Origin of the sequence: Exiguobacterium artemiae 255-15 (assembly GCF_000019905.1) — a bacterium.
GTDB lineage: Bacteria > Bacillota > Bacilli > Exiguobacteriales > Exiguobacteriaceae > Exiguobacterium_A > Exiguobacterium_A artemiae.
Genome location: NC_010556.1, coordinates 824,265 through 844,382, shown reverse-complemented (window position 1 = coordinate 844,382; position 20,118 = coordinate 824,265). Strand labels below are relative to the sequence as shown.

General features: G+C 47.3%; 17 protein-coding genes. 2 read left to right on the top strand and 15 right to left on the bottom strand.

The window, feature by feature from the left end:
- Nucleotides 1–69: 69 nt before the first annotated feature.
- Entirely contained in the window at nt 70–819 is a 750-nt protein-coding gene (locus EXIG_RS04295; protein ID WP_012369698.1) for an SDR family NAD(P)-dependent oxidoreductase, read from the top strand.
- 325 nt (nt 820–1,144) lie between these two features.
- A complete protein-coding gene (locus EXIG_RS16215) occupies nt 1,145–2,401 on the top strand; it encodes a murein hydrolase activator EnvC family protein (RefSeq protein ID WP_012369697.1) in 1,257 nt (418 codons plus the stop codon).
- Between the two features lie 64 nt (nt 2,402–2,465).
- Here the strand turns inward: EXIG_RS16215 and EXIG_RS04285 are convergent, their stop codons facing one another.
- The 15 genes from EXIG_RS04285 to lepA all read right to left on the bottom strand — a co-directional run bounded on the left by EXIG_RS04285 (nt 2,466) and on the right by lepA (nt 20,005).
- Nucleotides 2,466–4,115 (bottom strand): methyl-accepting chemotaxis protein, encoded by a 1,650-nt coding sequence (locus EXIG_RS04285; RefSeq protein ID WP_012369696.1) that lies wholly within the window; start codon nt 4,113–4,115, stop codon nt 2,466–2,468.
- Nucleotides 4,112–5,065 (bottom strand): BMP family lipoprotein, encoded by a 954-nt coding sequence (locus tag EXIG_RS04280; protein WP_234944573.1) that lies wholly within the window; start codon nt 5,063–5,065, stop codon nt 4,112–4,114. Before EXIG_RS04280 ends, EXIG_RS04285 begins: the two co-directional genes overlap by 4 nt.
- A 378-nt stretch (nt 5,066–5,443) precedes the next feature.
- Nucleotides 5,444–6,109, bottom strand: coding sequence for a deoxyribose-phosphate aldolase (deoC, locus tag EXIG_RS04275; RefSeq protein WP_012369694.1), 666 nt, complete (start codon nt 6,107–6,109; stop codon nt 5,444–5,446).
- A 76-nt stretch (nt 6,110–6,185) separates the two neighbouring features.
- Entirely contained in the window at nt 6,186–7,070 is an 885-nt protein-coding gene (gene rarD, locus EXIG_RS04270) for an EamA family transporter RarD (RefSeq protein WP_012369693.1), read from the bottom strand.
- A gap of 22 nt (nt 7,071–7,092) precedes the next feature.
- Nucleotides 7,093–7,968, bottom strand: coding sequence for an EamA family transporter RarD (rarD, locus tag EXIG_RS04265; protein ID WP_012369692.1), 876 nt, complete (start codon nt 7,966–7,968; stop codon nt 7,093–7,095).
- A gap of 60 nt (nt 7,969–8,028) precedes the next feature.
- On the bottom strand, nt 8,029–8,724 hold the full coding sequence (gene rluF, locus EXIG_RS04260; RefSeq protein ID WP_012369691.1) for a 23S rRNA pseudouridine(2604) synthase RluF: 696 nt from the start codon (nt 8,722–8,724) through the stop codon (nt 8,029–8,031).
- A 124-nt stretch (nt 8,725–8,848) separates the two neighbouring features.
- Nucleotides 8,849–10,183, bottom strand: a complete 1,335-nt coding sequence (gene mtaB, locus EXIG_RS04255) for a tRNA (N(6)-L-threonylcarbamoyladenosine(37)-C(2))-methylthiotransferase MtaB (protein WP_012369690.1) — start codon at nt 10,181–10,183, stop codon at nt 8,849–8,851.
- A gap of 5 nt (nt 10,184–10,188) precedes the next feature.
- Nucleotides 10,189–10,935 (bottom strand): 16S rRNA (uracil(1498)-N(3))-methyltransferase, encoded by a 747-nt coding sequence (locus EXIG_RS04250; protein ID WP_012369689.1) that lies wholly within the window; start codon nt 10,933–10,935, stop codon nt 10,189–10,191.
- 4 nt (nt 10,936–10,939) lie between these two features.
- Complete coding sequence (prmA, locus tag EXIG_RS04245; RefSeq protein ID WP_012369688.1) at nt 10,940–11,887, bottom strand: 50S ribosomal protein L11 methyltransferase; 948 nt, start codon at nt 11,885–11,887, stop codon at nt 10,940–10,942.
- A 23-nt stretch (nt 11,888–11,910) separates the two neighbouring features.
- A complete protein-coding gene (gene dnaJ / locus EXIG_RS04240) occupies nt 11,911–13,017 on the bottom strand; it encodes a molecular chaperone DnaJ (protein WP_012369687.1) in 1,107 nt (368 codons plus the stop codon).
- 133 nt (nt 13,018–13,150) lie between these two features.
- Nucleotides 13,151–14,977: a molecular chaperone DnaK gene (gene dnaK, locus EXIG_RS04235; protein ID WP_012369686.1), complete on the bottom strand. Its 1,827-nt coding sequence runs from the start codon at nt 14,975–14,977 to the stop codon at nt 13,151–13,153.
- 55 nt (nt 14,978–15,032) lie between these two features.
- Complete coding sequence (gene grpE, locus EXIG_RS04230; RefSeq protein ID WP_012369685.1) at nt 15,033–15,599, bottom strand: nucleotide exchange factor GrpE; 567 nt, start codon at nt 15,597–15,599, stop codon at nt 15,033–15,035.
- A 24-nt stretch (nt 15,600–15,623) separates the two neighbouring features.
- Entirely contained in the window at nt 15,624–16,661 is a 1,038-nt protein-coding gene (gene hrcA, locus EXIG_RS04225; protein WP_012369684.1) for a heat-inducible transcriptional repressor HrcA, read from the bottom strand.
- 308 nt (nt 16,662–16,969) lie between these two features.
- Nucleotides 16,970–18,115, bottom strand: coding sequence for a radical SAM family heme chaperone HemW (gene hemW, locus EXIG_RS04220; protein WP_012369683.1), 1,146 nt, complete (start codon nt 18,113–18,115; stop codon nt 16,970–16,972).
- 66 nt (nt 18,116–18,181) lie between these two features.
- Nucleotides 18,182–20,005 (bottom strand): translation elongation factor 4, encoded by a 1,824-nt coding sequence (gene lepA, locus EXIG_RS04215; RefSeq protein WP_012369682.1) that lies wholly within the window; start codon nt 20,003–20,005, stop codon nt 18,182–18,184.
- Between the last annotated feature and the right edge of the window lie 113 nt (nt 20,006–20,118).

Below are 20,118 nucleotides of genomic sequence, written 5' to 3'. Positions count from 1 at the left end.
ATCGATTCATTTTCGGCTATCTGATTATAGCAGTCTACCCAACTACACATTCCCCAGGAGGAATTTACAATGAACCATATCAATCATACTGTCATCATCACAGGTGCCGCCAATGGCATTGGAGCAACGCTTGCCAAGACTTATACCAAAGAAGGCGCCACCGTCATTCTTGCCGACATTGATCAAATGACCGGTGACGATCTTGCGGCAGAAATCGAAGCTGACGGCGGGACCGCTTACTTTTATCATCTAGATGTCCAGGATGAAAAAGATGTCAACCTGCTGATTGATAAAGCCATTGAGCATACCGGCCGGATCGATATCGTGATTAACAATGCCGGCATCATGGTGCGCAAGTCGTTACTTGAATTAGAGCTTGAGGAATGGGACCGTGTCCAACATACCAATCTGCGGAGCATCTTTTTAACGACAAAAGCCGCGGCGCCTTATTTGAAGAAAAACCCAGCAGGCGGACGGATTGTCAATCTGGCCTCCACCCGCGCGTTCATGTCCGAGCCGGATACGGAATCTTACGCGGCTACCAAAGGCGGCATTGTCGCGTTGACGCATGCTTTAGCCGTTTCTTTAGGACCCGATCGGATTTTAGTTAATGCGATTGCACCCGGTTGGATTGAAACCGGAAATTACCATGAACTTTCACCGGAAGACCACAGCCAGCATCCGGCTGGACGAGTCGGAAAACCGGAAGATGTTGCCCGGGCTGCTTTGTTTTTAACGAATACCGATAACGACTTCTTAACGGGAGAAACGTTGGTTCTTGACGGCGGAATGACACGAAAAATGATCTACGAAGAATAAATTAAAACTAATTTGTATATCCTGTTTCTTGATTCATTAAACCCTTACTTTTATTCCTCTTCTTCATATTACAAAAACATATCAGCTCTTTTTTAGAAGTGAATCCTTGGATTCACTTTTTTTATTGTGTCTTCTTTCGCGGATTATCAACGGTTCTCTCACTTTTTTGAAAGTGTCTAAAAAATAATTTACATAAAGAATCTCGATCACCTGATAATTTCCATATAATATTTTTAACGAAACTGTAACGGTGATTCCCGTCATTTCTTGTTAGAGTAGAACAAGTAACATTTCAGAATATGTATCTGAATTCAGGAAGGAAGGAATGATTGATTCAACTATGAAATCATCTTTAAAACAAACACTCGGTCTCTCACTGATGACGATGACCTTACTTTTCAGCCCACTTGTCCACCCCGTCGGTGCAGCAAGTTCTTATAAGGAAAAACAGCAGCAAAATCAACAACAGCAGTCCAAGCAAAAGCAAGCCCTCTCGAAAAAGACCACCCAACTGTCCAAAGCACAGCAAAAAGTCTATGCGCTCGATCAACAGATTAATGGACTGACGTTGCAGGTCGTCGAAAACCAACAAAAAATTGATCAAAACCGTCAGCAGATTAAACGATTGGAACAAAAAATCGATGCCTTACGCGAAAAAATCAGCAAGCAGGAAAAAATGCTCGGAGATCGTTTAGCTGTCCGACAAGCAAAAGCAGATGACGATCCATTTCTCGAGGCTGTTTTTGGCGCTAAAGATGTCGGAGATATGATCAGCCGTTTTAATGCTTTTAATACGATTGCCGAAAGCGATGCTTCTTTATTAAAAGATTACGAACAAAACAAACATCAATTGGCACTGGCTCAAAAAGAATTGAAACAAACACGTATTGATTTGGTTGAGGATCGTACTCTTCTAAAAAAGAAACAGCGTGAATTAAAAGCAGAAAAGATTAAACGAACGGCCTTACTGAATCGATTAAAATCAGAAAAACGTTCCATCGAAACTAACATCTTGAGCTTAAAAGATGCTGCCGCTCAACTGAAGGCGCAGGAAGCTGCTGCCCGTTCAGCCGCTCGAGCTGCACGATTAGCCGAAAAACAAGCAGCCGCGCAATCGGCGCAACCTGCTTCTGTTACAAAAGCAAGCACAAAAGTCCTTTCAAAAGCGACAGGCAAGTTCATCAAACCGGCTGCTGGTTCCATTTCACAAGGAATGGGCGCTGCCAGTGGAAGTAACGGATACGCGTACCATAACGGGATTGACTTTGCCGGACCACTGAACTCCCCGGTCGTTGCTTCCGCAAGCGGAACCGTCATCCTGGCAAGCTCCGGCGGGCCTTACGGTAATCACGTCTATCTCTCGCACAACATCGGTGGAAAAACGTATACGACCGTTTATGCGCATATGAATTCTCTGACCGTCAAACAAGGTCAACAGGTGAAACAGGGACAACAAATCGGTAACCTTGGCAGTACCGGAAACTCAACCGGTCCCCACCTTCACTTTGAGATTCATGACGGTGGGTATCAGTATAATGCCAACGGCCGGACAAACGAATTGAATCCAAGTGACTTCTTCTAAGCATACTTGACGAAAACCCCCTCAACGGACTGACTCGCTGAGGGGGTTTTGCTGTTTGTTCATATTACAGTTTAAACTGGCTGGTTTGTTGATCCAGTGAAGTCGTTGTTTGTTCCAGTTCCAGCATCAGTTGATGAATTTGTTCGAATGATGCTTGCTGATCGCGCATCGACGCCGCCACTTCTTCGTTCCCGGCGGCTAATTCTTCCATCACGCCACTGACTGAGCTGACTTGATTTACGACCTGATTCGCCTGGTCTTTTGACTGAAGTAACTGTGTCGTCATGAACTGGACGGCTTCCGTTACATCCGTCACGTGACCACGGGTTTCCTCGAATGACGATGTCACCTCAGCAAAGTTTTGAACCTGATGTGCTTGCTCCTTTTCAGATTGAAGCAATGCTTCCTGCAAAATCGCTCCGTCTGCCCGAATCGAACGAACGAGTGAAAAGATGGAACGCGTCGCTTGATGGGTTTCGTCCGCTAACTTCTTCACTTCACTCGCCACGACGGCAAAACCACGTCCTGCTTCTCCTGCCCGAGCCGCTTCGATGGCCGCGTTTAATGACAGTAAATTCGTTTGCGCCGAGACACTTGAGACAAGTTGCGCCATCTGTTCGATTTGCTGGGTTTGTTGTAAGAATCCGGCTAGCTTGCGACCGAGTTCCTGATTTTGAAGTGTCGCTGCCGCCAGTGATTCCGCTTGTTCCTGCATGATGGTTGCACTTTTCCCCATCGTCGTATCCGCCAGTTGACCTTGACTCAATGCTTGTTGCGCCCGTTGTTCGCTTTGTTCAAACAATGTGCTCATATCCGTAATGGTACTGACTGTCGTTTGCAAATCATCCGAGACAGTTTGTGTCCCACTGGCCATTTCATTGATGGCATGTGTCATGTTGCCTGATACTTCGACGATATTGGCATTTTCAGCTGTCGCCTGTTCGCTCATCTGATTGATGGTCGTCGATGTCTGACTGATCGTTCCGATGACACCATGCAATGTTCCTTGCATCTGGGCAATCGCTGACTCGAGACGACCGATTTCATCCGTCCGTCCCGAGATTTGTAGTTGTTGTGAGACATCCCCTTGCGAAATCTGTTCCGCCGTCTGAACGACCCGGCTGATCGGACGGGTGATGCTCCGCGCAAAGTACCAGTTATAGAGTGCTAATGCAATCAGAAGAATGAATGTCGCGATTAAAACCGAGCGCGTCAGATTCAATGTCTTATCTTTTGCTTCCTGTTGCAATACATCGTAAAATTCACCATTTTTCGTATGTAACGTATATAAATCGCTTAATACTCCTTCCACCTGGGCTGCGTGGGAGCGGATTGCAATTGGATCAAGCTCATTTAATAAAGTTGTCCGTTTCTCCGCCAAAGTCGTATATTTCATTTTGGCACGATTCAAATCCGGTTTAAACCGATCAATCAAATACGTTTTTTGTAAGGAATCAAGAGCTTTTTCATTTTTTTTACTTAAGGCAAGTGCTTGTTCTTTTTGATTTTCTGAAGGCTGACTCGCTAACCGGTTCCAGGCTGCCTGCTCATACAGTAACTTAGTCTCCAGTTCTGAAATCTCGACCAGTTGCTTTCCGTAATCCTCGTTGTAGGACTGGATTTGACGCAGTTCAAATAACGTCCAGCCCATTAAGGCGACAACACTGACAATCGTCACGAGTGTCGAAACCAAAAATCGTTGTCGTAACGTCATTGGACCTTCACCTTGCCTTCCAGTATGTCTTGTTTCAATTGTTCGAGTCGTTGTAAATCTTTTTCTGTAAAGTTGGTATTACGAATCGGCGCGAGTTGAATCGCTCCGTCTTTCACGCCTAATACGATTTGACCGGCTTGAAGACCCGGTGCTTTGACGCTGTCGCCAATTTTCGTAATCGCAAGATCGACCTGTTTTAACATCGATGTCATGACTGCGTCCGGTGCAATCGCCGTTTGATCGCTGTCGACACCAATCGCCTTGTTTCCTTTTTCTTCTGCTGCCTCAAGAACGCCACTGCCGGTCAGTCCTGCTGCCGCGTATAAGACATCCGCCTCTTTTTTCATTTGGGCATTAGCGAGCTCACGTCCTTTATCCGGCGCCGCAAAGTCTTCTGCATAATCGACAAGGACACGGATGTCCGGATTAATGGCTGTTGCACCGGCACGGTAGCCTTTTTCAAACTTCTCAATGAGCGGTGATTTCATGCCGCCGATAAAACCAATCGTATCACTGTCGGATTGGATTGCTGCCGCTGCCCCCGCCAGATAACTGCCTTCATCTTCTTTAAATGTGACGGATAATACATTCGGTAGTTCCGACACGGCATCAATTAATGCAAACTGCTGTTTTGGATACTGTTTAGCGACTTTTTCCAAGTCCGCCTGTCCCATAAACCCAAGACCGACGACAACGGTCGGATGTTGTTTCGCTAACGTGGCAAATGCCGTTTCATATGACTTTGTTTCACTTAATTCTCTATAATCAATGAACCAGTCTTCTTTTTCACGTAGTAAAGACATACCGCTCATGGCAGCATCGCTGAACGACTGATCCCCTAATCCGACATCGGATAAGACGACTGCCATTTTCCGGCGCTCCTTCACTGCTTGTTCAGGATGATCGATGATACTGCCGCAACCCGCCAGACCGATGGTTAAGGCCAGCATGGACAAACTGAATCGTTTTGACACTTTTCCACTTCCTTCCCTTGTTCTACAATGGATTATCGGAAGGGTTGTCTGACTTCTTAACCTGAAAATCAAATTCAGAATTGTTTTAAAACAAAAAGTGGCTGAATCAAAAAAGAATCACTCGTTCTTTCACACCCTTTCCTCAGGCGAGACACAAGCCAGTTTCCCTGCCTTATTGAGGCAGGAAATCGGGTCTTGTTTGTCTCTGACAGCGCAAAATGCGCTTTTCCTGTAGGAGTTGCGTGAAGAGAGTGATTCTTTTTTTACGAAATCAGGGTGGCAGATTATCACTCCGCCACCCTGATCTTTATCGAGAGTGACTTTTAAGTCAGCCTCTGGTTTTATCAAATTAAATTAGTAGTCGCTGTCTGAAGTTCCACCTGTAACGATGGCAATTCCGGCAGAAGCACCGATACGTGTTGCGCCGGCATCGATCATTGCTTTTGCTCCTTCAAAATCACGAACGCCGCCTGAAGCCTTGACACCGATGTCAGGTCCGACTGTTTCGCGCATGAGACGGATGTCTTCTACCGTTGCGCCGCCTGTTGAGAAACCAGTAGACGTCTTAACGAAATCCGCACCGGCTTTGACTGATAACTCAGCAGCTGTTTTGATTTCTTCTTTTGTTAAGAGGCAGTTCTCGAAGATGACTTTGACGAGTGTGCCGTTTGCCGCTTCGACAACTGCACGAATGTCGCGTTCAACGAGTGAAAGGTCGCCGTCTTTTAATGCACCGATATTTAGGACCATATCGATTTCTGTTGCGCCGTTTTTGATGGCATCTTGTGTTTCAAATGCTTTTACTTCCGGTGTGTTTGCACCGAGTGGGAAGCCGATAACTGTACATACTTTGACCGCATCGTCTGATTTCAAGAGTTCTGCCGCGAGTGCTACGTTTGTCGGGTTGACACAAACACTGGCAAATTTGTATTCGAGCGCTTCTTTACAAAGTGTTTCGATTTGGGCACGTGACGTTTCTGCTTTTAAAGCGGTATGGTCGATCATTCCTGCTAAATTCATGATTCAGTTCCTCCTTAAGGATATCCCTTAGACTCTGTTTTCATTCTATCACGTGAGAGGTCAGACTTCTATCTTTTTACGCGACTTTTCGTAGCTGTTTTTTTCGAATCAGTAAACCGTTTAATGTAAAGACGAGTGCCGCGGACCAAATGAATGTAAACGCAATCAAGTGTGTTCTCGTAAATGGTTCGTTATACAGAAGAACACCGATCGCAAGCGACAAGGTCGGGGCAACGAATTGCAGGAAACCGACGACCGTAAACGGAATCCGTTGGGCACCAAATCCGAACAATAATAACGGAACGGCCGTGATGATACCGGTTAAGAAAAGTCCAATCATCACAAACGGAGAAGAGGTAAAGGTCTCTTGTCCACTGACCCCCATGTATCCTAAAAATAATAAAGCAATCGGTAACGGAGCCAGTGTTTCGATCGTCAGACTGACGGTTGACTCAAGCGGCCGTTGTTTTTTGACGACACCGTAAAAACCAAAGCTGAAGGCTAGTGCCAAGGAAATCCAAGGGAATTTCCCATAGCCGATCGTCAGGATCAAGACACCGATCGTTGCAAGCAGAATCGCAAGCCACTCGATCCGCGACAGTTTTTCCCGGAAAAAGAACACCCCGAAAATAATGCTGACAATCGGATTGATGTAATAACCGAGCGATGCTTCAACGATAAAATTATGATTGACCGCCCAAATGTAGATGAACCAGTTCATGCTGATGATCAGCCCGTTCAGGAAAAACAAACGCCGGGTAAAGGGATTCTTCAGCGCACCGGTAAACTTCGGCAATGCTTTTTGAAGTGATAATAATAACAATAAGAAAATAAACGACCAGACGATCCGGTGTGCTAAAATCTCCTCACTCGAGACGGTCGCAAGTAACTTCCAGTAGATCGGCAACAGTCCCCAAATGACATAAGCGGCTAATGTCGCGATAAAACCTGATTTATTCATGATTCATTTCCTCTTTTCTCGGTCACGATACTTTTTTCATTTTCATCCGTCCGTTCGATATCCCACTGATTGTAAATAACGCAACAGCCAGCCAAATGAACAGGAAGGCGATGAAGTGAACCGGTGTAAAGACGTCATTGAATAAAAAGACACCGAGAATCAGGGTCAAGGTCGGGGCGATATATTGTAAAATCCCGACGTAGACGAACGGAATTTTCGGCATGCCGTATCCGAACAACATCAATTGGACCGCAGTCGCTACACCAAGCATGACGATGGCAAACAGTGCTTCCGTCGGCAAGGCAATCGGATTTGCTCCGGTCAGACCAAGCGTCAGCACGGCAAACGGTAACGTCACGAGCGTCTCAAGAAACAGACCGGATAACGGTTCTGCCGCCGCCTTCTTTTTCAGCACCCCGTAAAAAGCAAACGAAATGGCGAGTGAAAAGGCGATAATCGGAAACTTTCCGTATCCGAATGTCAGAATCAAAACACCTGTCACGGCACTCGCCATCGCAAAAAGTTGAGCCCGGTTCAGGCGTTCTCCGAAAAACAGCAAACCGAACAGGACACTGACGAGCGGATTAATGTAATAGCCGAGTGAAGACTCGACGAGATACCCTTCACCGATTGCGTATAAATATAAGGTCCAGTTTCCCCCAAGGACAAGTCCTGCCGTTAAAACGGTATTCCGTTGACGTTTGCTTCGCCAAAGTTGCTTGACGTGCTTAAATTTCCCGGTCAGTCGCAATAATAACGTAACAAAAATAAAAGCACTGATGATGCGAATCGAGACGACCGTCCATGCCGGTACGTGATCCGCAAACAGTTTGTAGATCGGTAATAATCCCCCAATCACATAGGCGACGAAGGTCGCACTCATTCCCCGTTTATCCACGATGAACCCCCTTATATGTATACAAGTAAAGCCGCCATCATCATGGCGACTTTTTTCAGCTTATTGTTGATCGAGTGTCTCGAACAATGTTTTCATTTCCGACTCCGTCAAGTCACGCCATTCCCCAATCGGTAAATCACCGAGTTCGATGTTCATGATCCGGACGCGTTGCAGACGTTTGACACGGTAACCAAACTCTTTGCACATCCGGCGAATTTGCCGGTTCAAGCCTTGGGTCAAAACGATTCGGAACGTCCGCGACTCGAGCTGTTCGACGACACATTCTTTCGTCGTCGTCCCAAGAATATCGACGCCGCCCGCCATGCCTTCGATAAACGTTTCCGTAATCGGTGCGTCGACCGTCACGATGTACTCTTTATCGTGATTGTTTTCCGCTCGTAAAATCCGGTTAACGATATCTCCGTCGTTCGTCAGGATAATCAAGCCGTCCGAATCTTTGTCGAGTCGTCCAATCGGGAAAATCCGGTTCGGATGATTGACGAAATCAATGATGTTGCCTTCGATGTCACGTTCCGTCGTACACGTGATACCGACCGGTTTGTTTAAAATCAAGTACTCGAGATCCGGTTTTGGCTGAAGCGGCTGTCCGTCAATTTCGACAGCATCCGTTTTTTCGACTTGCGATCCGAGCTCGGCGACGTTGCCGTTAATCGTCACACGTCCTGCATCGATCAGCTTATCGGCTGCGCGGCGGGAACAATATCCTGTTTCACTGATGAATTTATTAATTCGCATATCCTTATCCTCTTTCTTTTGTGTAATCTTTACTCAGTGTAGCGTATCCGTTCCTTGAAAACAAAAGAATTTGTCGGACTGTAAAATAAAATCCGCCTTCCTGTAACCGGAAGGCGAATCCCTTTTAAATCGCTTGCTCTTTTAACGTTTCCATGACGCGGACAAATTGTCCGTCATTCATCGGATAACCCGCTTTGCTGATTTTGACGCGAACGAGTTGACCAATCAGTGATTCGTCGCCTTCAATCGCGACACGTAAGTAATTGTCTGTATAACCGACAAGACGACCGCCTGCCTCTTCCGAAAATTCTTCCGGAATGATTTCCAGCAGTTCTCCTTCGTACTTCGATGCATATTCCTTTGCCAGCTGATCCGACAACGCAATCAGACGTGCGACACGTTGCTCCTTCACCTGCTCATCAACCTGATCGTCCATCATTGCAGCCGGTGTTCCGGTCCGCTTCGAGTACGGGAAGACATGCAGTTCGCTGAACTTATGGTCGTTGATGAAGTTAAATGTCTCCATGAACTCTTCTTCCGTCTCGCCCGGGAAACCGACGATGACGTCAGACGTAATCGCACAGTCCGGCAGAACTTCTTTCAGACGTGTAATCCGTTTTCCGAACTCTGCCATCGTATATTTCCGGCGCATCCGGCGTAAGACCGTATCCGACCCCGATTGAATCGGAACGTGCAGGTGGCGGACGACGATTGGCGAATCTTTCAGAACATCCAGCACTTCATCCGTGATTTGACTCGCTTCAATGGACGAAATCCGGAGCCGTTCAAGACCTGTCACGGACTCGAGCGCTTTCAGCAACTTCGCCAAGTTGTAGTCTTTTAAGTCTTCCCCGTAACCGCCTGTATGAATACCGGTCAAAACGATTTCCTTATATCCGGCATCGACAAGTTGTTGCGCCTGTTTCAAGACATCTTCCGGTTGGCGGGAACGCATCAGACCCCGTGCCCAAGGAATGATGCAGAACGTACAGAAATTATTGCATCCTTCCTGAATCTTCAGGGAAGCCCGTGTCCGGTCGGTAAAGGCCGGCACATCGAGTTCTTCATAGACTTTCGCCTTCATGATGTTCCCGACGGCATTGATCGGCATCCGTTCTTCGCGGAACTGTTCGATATAACCGATCATCTTATGACGGTCCTGTGTGCCGACGACGACATCAACGCCTGGAATCGCCATGATTTCCGCAGGTGATGTCTGGGCGTAACATCCCGTGACGCAGATGACGCTGTCCGGATTTTGACGGATTGCCCGCCGTATGACCTGGCGGCTCTTTTTATCACCGGTATTTGTTACTGTACATGTATTGACGACGTAAACGTCGGCATGATCTGCAAAGTCGACACGTCCATATCCCGCATCCTTGAACAGTTGCCAGACGGCTTCTGTCTCGTAATGATTGACTTTACAACCAAGCGTTTGAAAGGCAACCGTTGCCATTTCACTCACCCTTTCAATTCAAAATGATACGATACGGCGGATAGGACGTAGAGTGGTGCCGTTTCTGTCCGCAAAATCCGTCGTCCGAGTGATGCCGGCACGAATCCGCCAGCGGTTAACCGCGTTACTTCTGTTTCCGTCAGTCCACCTTCCGGACCGATCACAACCAATAAAGAGTCGCCTGACTGAAGCCGGGACAACGTCGAAGCAAAGGCTGCCGCCTCTCCCTCTTTTGCCGATTCTTCATAGGCAATCAGACACGCTGTATAATCGGCAGCACATTGTAGGACTTCATCATACGTTACATACTCAATCGTCGGCAAGTGTGCCCGGTACGATTGTTCTGCTGCTTCTTTGCTGATTTTTTGAAGACGTTCGAGCTTCTTCGGAATCTTTTTCGCATCCCATTTCGAGACCGAGCGGGCCGACTCAAATACAAGCAGCCGGCTAACGCCAAGCTCTGTCGCTTTTTGGGCAACGAGCTCCACTTTATCCCCTTTCGGCAGGGCATAGGCAATCGTCACATGAATCGGAAGTTCCGTCTCAATCGGTAATTCTTCAAGCAGCTCTGCGACGGCTGTTTGCTTATCCAGTTGCTCAAGCCGGCAACGGAACAATCCCGTTCCGTCCAATACTAAAATCTCATCCCCGACGTCCATCCGCATGACGTTTTTTATGTGATGGGCGTCGTCTTTTGACAATGTGAAGGTATTTCCTGCACGTGCGGTCTGTTCGACGAAATATCGTTGCATCGGCTTACGCCTCGCGTTTCGCGATAATCGCGACCCAGTCTTCGAGTTTCGTCGTCTCAACGATCGTGAATCCGGCAGCGACCATGGCGTCACGTACCATCTCTTTTTTCTGACCGATGATGCCGGAAGCGATGAAGTGACCGCCCGGTAATGTTAGTTCATACGCATCGTTGACAAATAACAAAATCACTTCGGCCAGAATGTTTGCGACAATCAACTCGACCGGCTCTTTGAGTTCTTTCATCAAATCACCTTGGCGGACGGTCACTTGCTGGCTGACTTTGTTTAACGCCACATTGTCTGTTGCCGAACGAACCGCGACTTCATCCAAATCAAGCGCAAAAACATCCTTGGCACCGAGTTTGGCCGCTGCAATCGCGAGAACACCCGAACCGGTCCCGACATCGACGACACGATCGTTGTCTTGAAGATAGTTTTCGATGGCTTGAATACAGAGGACGGTCGTCGGGTGTGTTCCTGTCCCGAATGCCATGCCTGGATCGAGCTCGATGATTTTCTCATCCGGTTGCGGTGTGTACTCTTCCCACATCGGTACAACCGTCAAATGACGGCTGATTTTAACCGGTTTATAAAACTGCTTCCACGAATGGGCCCAATCTTCTTCATCGACTTGTGTCAGCGTGACAGTTCCTGCACCAATCGTCAGACCGAATTTTGTCAGCATCTGAATGTCGCGTTCGATTCCTTTGATCGTATCCGTCAAATCGCTGCTTTCCGCAAGATACGCTTTGACGAGGACACCGCTGTCCGGATATTCGTCGCGCTTCTTCTCATCCCAAATCTCACCGAAGTTATCTTCACGGTGTGACATCATTTCGAAATCTTCGACGTCCTCGATGACGACACCGCTTGCTCCTGCTTCATGTAAGATGTTCGAGACTGCTTCGATTGCTTCTTGTGTCGTATGGACACAGACTTCTGACCATTTCATTTCCTGTCACGCTCCTTTAGTGATCACCCTGTAAAGAATGTTTTAATCCGGCTGAATACGCCTTCGTGTTGTTCTTCGACACCTTTTTCATCACTGATCTCATTGAACTCACGGAGTAGTTCTTTTTGACGGTCTGTCAGATTTTTTGGTGTGATGATGACGACGTTGACATATTGATCCCCGTGATGGCCTGAACGGACGTTCGGCATCCCTTTGCCGCGCAGACGGAATCGTGAACCGGTTTGTGTTCCGGCCGGAATCTTTAAGCTGACTTTCCCATGAACCGTCGGCACTTCAATTTCATCGCCAAGCGTCGCTTGGGCGAACGTAAGCGGCATATCCATCACGATATGATCGTCGACCCGTTCAAACAATTCATGTTCGCGGACACGGACGACGACGTACAGATCTCCGAATGGTCCGCCGTTGACGCCGGCTTCCCCTTTACCTGCCAGACGAATCTGTTGACCGTTGTCAATCCCGGCTGGAATCTTGACACGAACATCTTTGTTTTTACGGACACGACCTGCTCCGCGGCATGTTTCACACGGTTCTTTGACGATTTGTCCACGACCGTGGCATGTCGAACATGTCGTTTGATTGACGACACGTCCGAACATCGTGTTTTGCTCGACGTTGATGTGTCCTGATCCGCCACAACGTTTACATGTTTCCGGATGTGTTCCCGGTTTAGCACCTGAACCGTGACATGTTCCGCAATCTTCTTCGACTGGAATCGTAATGACTTTCTCGACACCTGAGAAAGCTTCCATGAAGTCGATTTCTTCGACATATTGTAAATCCTGCCCTTTACGCGGGGCATTCGGATCTTGACGGCGTCCGCCGCCGAAGAACATATCAAAGATATCGCCGAAACCTTCTGCTCCGCCAAATCCACCACCGCCTTGCGATGGATCCTGGTGACCGAACTGGTCGTAACGGGCACGTTGATTGTCGTCTGACAAAACTTCATAGGCTTCCGATAACTCTTTGAACTTTTGATCGGCATCCGCCTCTTTATTGACATCCGGATGATACGTCCGGGCTAGTTTTCGGTAAGCTCGTTTAATCTCTGCTGCTGAGGCATCGCGCGCGACGCCTAACACTTCATAATAATCGCGTTTTTCCACGTGCATTCTTCCTCTCTTTAGGTCCGATTCATTTCATACTGTTTGATTTTACCGAACTTCAGGCGACATGGAAAGAGCCAAAGCGCGGATTACGCTTTGGCTCTCTCTAGCGCCCGAAAAATCGGTCGGTTACTTATTTGTTGTCTTTATCGTCGACTTCTTCAAATTCAGCGTCCATGACATTGTCATCTTGTCCACCAGCTTGCGCACCTTCAGCGCCCGCTTGTTGTTGAGCCATGTTTTCGTAAACTTTTTGTGTCAATTCTTGAACAACCGTTGATAATTCGTCTTTTGCAGAACGAATCGCTTCGACGTCTGTTCCTGCGAGTGCAGTTGTTACTTTTTCTTTTGCCGCTTCCGCTTTTTCTTTATCAGCTGCGTCAATTTGCTCGCCAAGATCTTTGACTGCTTTATCCGTTGCGAAGACAAGTTGATCCGCTTCGTTACGAAGTTCTACTTCTTCTTTACGTTTGTTATCAGCATCCGCGTTTGCTTCTGCATCTTTGACCATTTGGTCGATGTCTGCTTCAGTCAAACCGCTTGATGATTGGATTGTGATCGATTGTTCTTTGTTCGTACCAAGATCTTTCGCTGATACGTTAACGATTCCGTTTGCATCGATGTCGAATTTAACTTCGATTTGCGGCACACCACGTTGTGCTGGCGGAATGTCTGTCAATTGGAAACGACCAAGCGTTTTATTGTCTGATGCCATCGGACGTTCCCCTTGAAGAACATGGATGTCAACGGCTGGTTGGTTGTCAGCAGCTGTTGAGAAGACTTGTGATTTTGAAGTCGGGATCGTCGTGTTACGATCGATCAATTTCGTCATCACGCTACCCATTGTTTCGATTCCGAGCGAAAGTGGTGTGACGTCGAGAAGGACAACGTCTTTGACGTCCCCTGTCAATACGCCACCTTGAACAGCTGCTCCGAGGGCAACGACTTCATCCGGGTTAACGCCTTTGAATGATTCTTTGCCTGTGAAGTCTTGAACGGCTTTTTGAACTGCAGGAATACGTGTTGATCCACCAACGAGGATGATTTTGTCGATTTTGTCCGGTGTCATGCCAGCATCGCTGAGGGCACGACGTGTTGGAGCCATCGTCCGTTCTACGAGATCAGCTGTCAAATCGTCGAACTTCGCACGTGACAATGTCATTTCAAGGTGAAGTGGACCTGCTGCGCCAGCCGTGATGAACGGAAGACTGATTTGTGTGGAAGAGACACCTGAGAGGTCTTTCTTCGCTTTTTCAGCAGCATCTTTTAAGCGTTGAAGCGCCATTTTATCTTGGGCAAGATCGATGCCGTTGTCTTTTTTGAATTCTGCAACCAAGTGGTCGATGATTTTTTGGTCAAAGTCATCTCCACCAAGACGGCTGTCACCGGCAGTTGAAACGACTTCGAAAACACCGTCTCCGAGTTCGAGAATCGAAACGTCGAATGTACCGCCACCTAAGTCATAGATGAGGATTGTGTGGTCTTCGCCTTTTTCAAGACCGTAAGCAAGTGCTGCTGCCGTCGGCTCGTTGATGATCCGTTTGACGTCAAGACCAGCGATTGTTCCTGCATCTTTTGTTGCTTGGCGTTCTGCATCGTTAAAGTAAGCAGGAACCGTGATGACCGCTTCCGTTACTTTTTCACCAAGGTAGTCTTCCGCTTGTGCTTTGAGTTTTTGAAGAATGATGGCAGATACTTCTTGTGGTGTGTAGTCTTTGCCTTCTACTTCGACTTTATAGTCTGTACCCATATGACGTTTGATCGACATGATTGTGTTCGGGTTTGTGATGGCTTGACGTTTTGCGACTTCCCCGACTTGACGCTCGCCGTTTTTGAAAGCAACGACAGATGGAGTCGTACGGTTTCCTTCAGCGTTTGCGATAACGACAGGCTCTCCACCTTCCATTACTGCGACACATGAGTTTGTTGTTCCTAAGTCAATACCAATGATTTTTGCCATGATAAATTCCTCACCTTCGAATAGTTAGTAGTGTTAAATCAGATCGAAATGTAGCTTATTCTGCGACTTTGACCATACTTGGACGAATGACACGATCGTGTAATTTGTATCCTTTTTGGAATTCCGCTGTGACGACACCTGATTCGTGTTCTTCACTCGGCTCCTGAACGACTGCCTGATGCAGGTTCGGATCAAAGGCTTCCCCGACTGCTGGAATCTCGATGACGCCTTCATTTTGAAGTGTTTCCACCAATTGACGTTTGACCATCTCGACACCGGCAAGGACAGATTTTGTCTCTTCGTTGTCCGATTCGATTTGAAGTGCACGGTCAAGGTTATCGACCAATGGAAGCAATTTCTCGACGATTGTCTGAGAAGAATACTTCGCACGGTTTTCGGCTTCAATCCGGTTCCGGCGTTTAAAGTTGTCAAAATCCGCACGAAGGCGTAATTCTGATGCTTTTGCTTCCGCAAGTTGTGCTTCGAAGTCAGGTGCAGCCGGTTCTTCAACGAGATCCGCCTGAACGACTTCTTCTTCTGTTACTTCAACTGTTTCTGCTTCTGTTTGTTGCTCGGTTGTTTCTTCAGTATTGAGGTTTTGATTCTGCTTATTTTCTTCCACTCTGAATCGAGCCCCTTTCTATATTCAATCCAAGCTGTTCTTACGCAACTCGGTTTGGAATGCTTGTAAAAGATGAATGATCGAATTGATGCCTCGATTATAATCCATTCGTTTCGGCCCAATCAGGGCGAGTGTGCCAAGTGAGACGCCATCAACGGAATAATGGGCACGAATCACGCTGCAGTCTTTTAAGGCATCGACGTTATTTTCACTGCCGATCGTAATCAAAATCTGATTATCGAGACTCGGACTCAAGAAATCAAACAAGGCTTCCTGCTGTTCGATCAACTCGAGGACCGGACGCAATTTCGCGACATCCTGAAACTCCGGTTGATCAAACATGTTGGCTTTTCCCCCAAGGTAAATCAAGGGACGTTCCTCATGCTGATCCGTCAAGACGATATCGAGTGCTTTTGACAGCAGGGTCGTCTGTTCCGAATGTTCGGAACGGAACCGTCTGATTTCTTCGAGCAGACGGAGACGCAACTGCCTGAGCGGCGTTCCGCGTAGCGTTTGGTTCAACCGTTCCATCAAGCGGCTGGCCGCCTCACGTGAGAGGGCTTCCGCGAGCTGAAGTGTCTTATGTTCGACGTGACCGGTTTCTGTCACGAGAACGATAACGACACGTCCTTCCGCTAAGGGAATCAGTTCTAAATGATGGAGACGTTGTCCTTCTTCTTTTGGACCTAATACAAGCGTCGTATAATGTGTCAATTCGCTCAACAAGTCCGCTGTATGTCGGATTAACCGATCATTTTCATTCACGGAATGGGCAAATAACGATTTTAACGCTTTTGCCTCTTGCGGTGAGATGCTTTCCGGACGAATCAGATGATCGACATAAAATCGATATCCGAGCTCGGATGGAATTCGACCTGCAGAAGTATGTGGCTTTTCAATCAATCCCATTTCTTCGAGGTCCGCCATCTCATTTCGAATGGTCGCGGAACTGAACGTCACGTCACTCCGTTTCGAGAGCGTCCGTGAGCCGACGGGTTGAGCGGTTTTGATATAATCATCGACGATTGCACGTAAAATCAACAATTGGCGATCCGTCAGCACCTTCTTCACCACCTTATTTTGTTAGCACTCACTTTTAACGAGTGCTAATTACATCTTTACTATAAGGAATTGGCGAAATGATGTCAACCAATTTGCTGAACCCTTTGAAGACTTTCCCATTCTGCGATACAGTGAAACAAATGACGAAAAGGATGAGATCTATGCTCGAACTGTTTGCAATGGCTGGAGTGTTCGTTTGGGTGTTCATCGCAATCATCGGCACGACCGCCTACTTTTTACGAAAACCGAAAAAATAAAACGGCGCCGGATACTTTCGTATCGGCGCCGTTTTATTTCCTGCTGTTCTGTTATTCCACTTCTGCTTCGCCGATGAACTCGGCAAATACTTCGTTGGCGAGCGGGACACCGGCGTCCGTCAGACGAAGATGAGTCGCTGTCCGTTCGACGAGTCCGCGCGGCAATAATTTTGCAATTGTCTGTCCGAAGACCCGGTCGAGCGAATGACCGTATTTTTCTTCGAAGTGCCGTTCTGACACCCCTTCTTTCATCCGTAAACCGAGAAACATCTCTTCTTCCATCCGTTCGACTTCCGTCAACGGCGTTTCATTACGGACCGGTAATCCTTCCGCTTTAATGTAGTGCGGAATCGGTGCGATGTTTGCCCGCCGTGTTTTGTTGATATAACTGTGGGAGCCGGCGCCAAACCCGTAATATTCATCATTTTCCCAGTAGACGCGGTTATGCCGGCTTTCCCGACCCGGCAGAGAAAAATTCGAAATCTCATATTGATGCAATCCGCCGGCTTCAATCGTTTCAATCATCAAACGGTACATATCCGCTTCCAGGTCCTGCGTCGGTAACGGCAACTTGCCTTTTCGTTCTTGAATCGCAAAAACGGTATGCGGCTCAAGAATCAATGAATACGACGAGATATGCGTGATTGGCAAATGTAATGCCCGTTTGACATCATACCGGACTTGTTCGAGCGTTTGGTTCGGTAAGCCGAACATCAAATCAACCGAGATGTTATCAAAGCGCTTTGCCGCATGATCGAGCGTCTCTGCGACTTTCGCTTCCCGGTGCGTCCGGCCGATCCGTTCGAGTAATCCGTCGTCAAATGACTGGACACCGAAGCTGACCCGGTTGACGCCGCCCGCTTTCATGATATCGAGTTTTTCCGGCGAAACGCCGTCCGGATTCGATTCGACGGTATACTCAAGTGTCGCATCCGTCAGCGGCAGAAGGTGCTTCGAAATGATATCCATCAATCGTTGCATCTGAGCTTCATTTAAGGCAGTCGGTGTTCCTCCACCGATGAAGATCGTTTCGAGCCGATCCGTCGGATAGTGTTGTAACGTCAGTTCGATCTCCCGTTCCAATGCATCCAGATATTCTGCAACCGGCTGATTTTTTAAAAAGACTTTATTAAAGTCACAGTAATAACAAATATGCTCACAAAATGGAATGTGGACATATGCGGCGCGTGGTGTCATTTCGCCTCATCCTTTCTTTCTTAAACAGAAAAAGGGTGCGCCAGAAACGCCCCCTTTGTGTCTTCTTTAATCTTCATCCATCGACAGAACCGACATGAAGGCTTCTTGCGGTACCTCTACCGAGCCTACCATCTTCATGCGTTTCTTACCTTCTTTTTGCTTCTCGAGCAATTTACGTTTACGCGAGATATCTCCGCCGTAACACTTGGCGAGAACGTTCTTACGCAACGCTTTGATTGTCGAACGGGCGACAATCTTCGTTCCGACGGCTGCTTGAATCGGTACTTCGAATTGCATCCGCGGAATGAGTTCTTTTAATTTATCAACGATGACTTTCCCGCGTTCATACGCAAAATCACGGTGAACGATGAAACTCAGTGCATCGACGTTTTCATTGTTTAATAAGATGTCCATCTTGACGAGACGCGACTGCTGATAGCCGATCAATTCATAATCAAGCGACGCATAACCTTTTGTGCTCGATTTCAACTGGTCGAAGAAATCATAGACGATTTCCGATAACGGCAGTTCATACGTGATTTTAACGCGTGTCGTATCAATATATTCCATATCGATGAACGTTCCGCGTTTCTTTTGACAAAGTTCCATGATGGCACCCACATAATCGTTTGGTGTCATGACGGCTGCCTTAACGTACGGCTCTTCGATGAATTCGACTTTTTGCTGTTCCGGCATCTTCGATGGGTTATCAACATGCAGCACTTCTCCCGCAGTTGTTGTGACATGATAGATAACCGACGGCGCCGTCGTAATCATATCAATGTTGAATTCGCGTTCAATCCGTTCCTGAATGATTTCCATATGAAGCATTCCAAGGAATCCACAACGGAAACCGAATCCGAGTGCCTGTGATGTTTCCGGCTCGAATTCAAGGGCTGCGTCACTTAATTGAAGACGCTCGAGTGCTTCGCGTAAATCGTTATAACGTGCCGCATCAATCGGATAGAGACCACAGTACACCATCGGGTTCATCTTCCGGTATCCCGGTAAAGCTTCTTGAGCCGGTTGCTTCGCCAAAGTAATTGTATCCCCGACGCGGACATCGCCGACTGTCTTTATAGAAGCCGATAACGTTCCAACGTCTCCGACCGTTAATTCTTTTTGACGAAGTGGTTTTGGTGTCGAGACAGCAAGTTCCAAGACTTCAAAGTCTTTTCCGGTCGACATCATCCGGATCTTGTCACCGACCTTTACCGTACCGTTGACGACACGAATCGACGCCACGACGCCACGATAAGCATCATAGTAGGAATCAAAAATCAATGCTTCAAGCGGCGCTTCCGGATCACCCGTCGGTGCCGGCACTTTCGCCACGATTTGTTCAAGGATTTCTTCAATCCCGATACCGGCTTTCGCAGATGTCGGAACAGCTTCAGAAGCATCCAGACCAATTACATCTTCAATCTCTTGACGAACACGTTCAACGTCGGCTGAAGGCAAATCAATCTTATTGATGATTGGCAGGATTTCCAAGTCGTTATCGAGTGCCAAATATACGTTGGCAAGCGTTTGGGCTTCAATCCCTTGCGCCGCATCGACGACGAGTACCGCCCCTTCACAGGCTGCAAGAGAACGGGAAACTTCATATGTGAAGTCGACGTGTCCCGGTGTATCGATCAGATGGAGGATATATTCCTCACCATCTTTTGCCGTATACTTTAACTGAACGGCGTTCAATTTAATGGTAATTCCGCGTTCGCGCTCGAGATCCATGGCATCCAGTGTCTGATCTTTCATCTCACGTGATGTCAAAGCACCTGTTTTTTCTAAAATGCGGTCTGCAAGTGTCGATTTCCCGTGGTCAATATGGGCGATGATTGAGAAGTTTCGAATACTTTTTTGCCGCTTTAAACGATCTGCATTATTCATGTTTATAGTCACCTTACCTTATAGTCAAACGTACATATGCTTCATTATACCAAAAATTACACGTGGTGCACCATCTCGTTTTGTTTTACCGAAAAACAAAAATCGAAAGAAAC

Coding starts and splice junctions, on each gene's coding strand:
- EXIG_RS04295 (WP_012369698.1), top strand. CDS start 70: ATGAACCATATCAATCATACTGTCATCATCACAGGTGCCGCCAATGGC.
- EXIG_RS16215 (WP_012369697.1), top strand. CDS start 1,145: ATGATTGATTCAACTATGAAATCATCTTTAAAACAAACACTCGGTCTC.
- EXIG_RS04285 (WP_012369696.1), bottom strand. CDS start 4,115: ATGACGTTACGACAACGATTTTTGGTTTCGACACTCGTGACGATTGTC.
- EXIG_RS04280 (WP_234944573.1), bottom strand. CDS start 5,065: ATGCTGGCCTTAACCATCGGTCTGGCGGGTTGCGGCAGTATCATCGAT.
- deoC (WP_012369694.1), bottom strand. CDS start 6,109: ATGAATTTAGCAGGAATGATCGACCATACCGCTTTAAAAGCAGAAACG.
- rarD (WP_012369693.1), bottom strand. CDS start 7,070: ATGAATAAATCAGGTTTTATCGCGACATTAGCCGCTTATGTCATTTGG.
- rluF (WP_012369691.1), bottom strand. CDS start 8,724: ATGCGAATTAATAAATTCATCAGTGAAACAGGATATTGTTCCCGCCGC.
- mtaB (WP_012369690.1), bottom strand. CDS start 10,183: ATGGCAACGGTTGCCTTTCAAACGCTTGGTTGTAAAGTCAATCATTAC.
- EXIG_RS04250 (WP_012369689.1), bottom strand. CDS start 10,935: ATGCAACGATATTTCGTCGAACAGACCGCACGTGCAGGAAATACCTTC.
- prmA (WP_012369688.1), bottom strand. CDS start 11,887: ATGAAATGGTCAGAAGTCTGTGTCCATACGACACAAGAAGCAATCGAA.
- dnaK (WP_012369686.1), bottom strand. CDS start 14,977: ATGGCAAAAATCATTGGTATTGACTTAGGAACAACAAACTCATGTGTC.
- hemW (WP_012369683.1), bottom strand. CDS start 18,115: ATGACACCACGCGCCGCATATGTCCACATTCCATTTTGTGAGCATATT.
- lepA (WP_012369682.1), bottom strand. CDS start 20,005: ATGAATAATGCAGATCGTTTAAAGCGGCAAAAAAGTATTCGAAACTTC.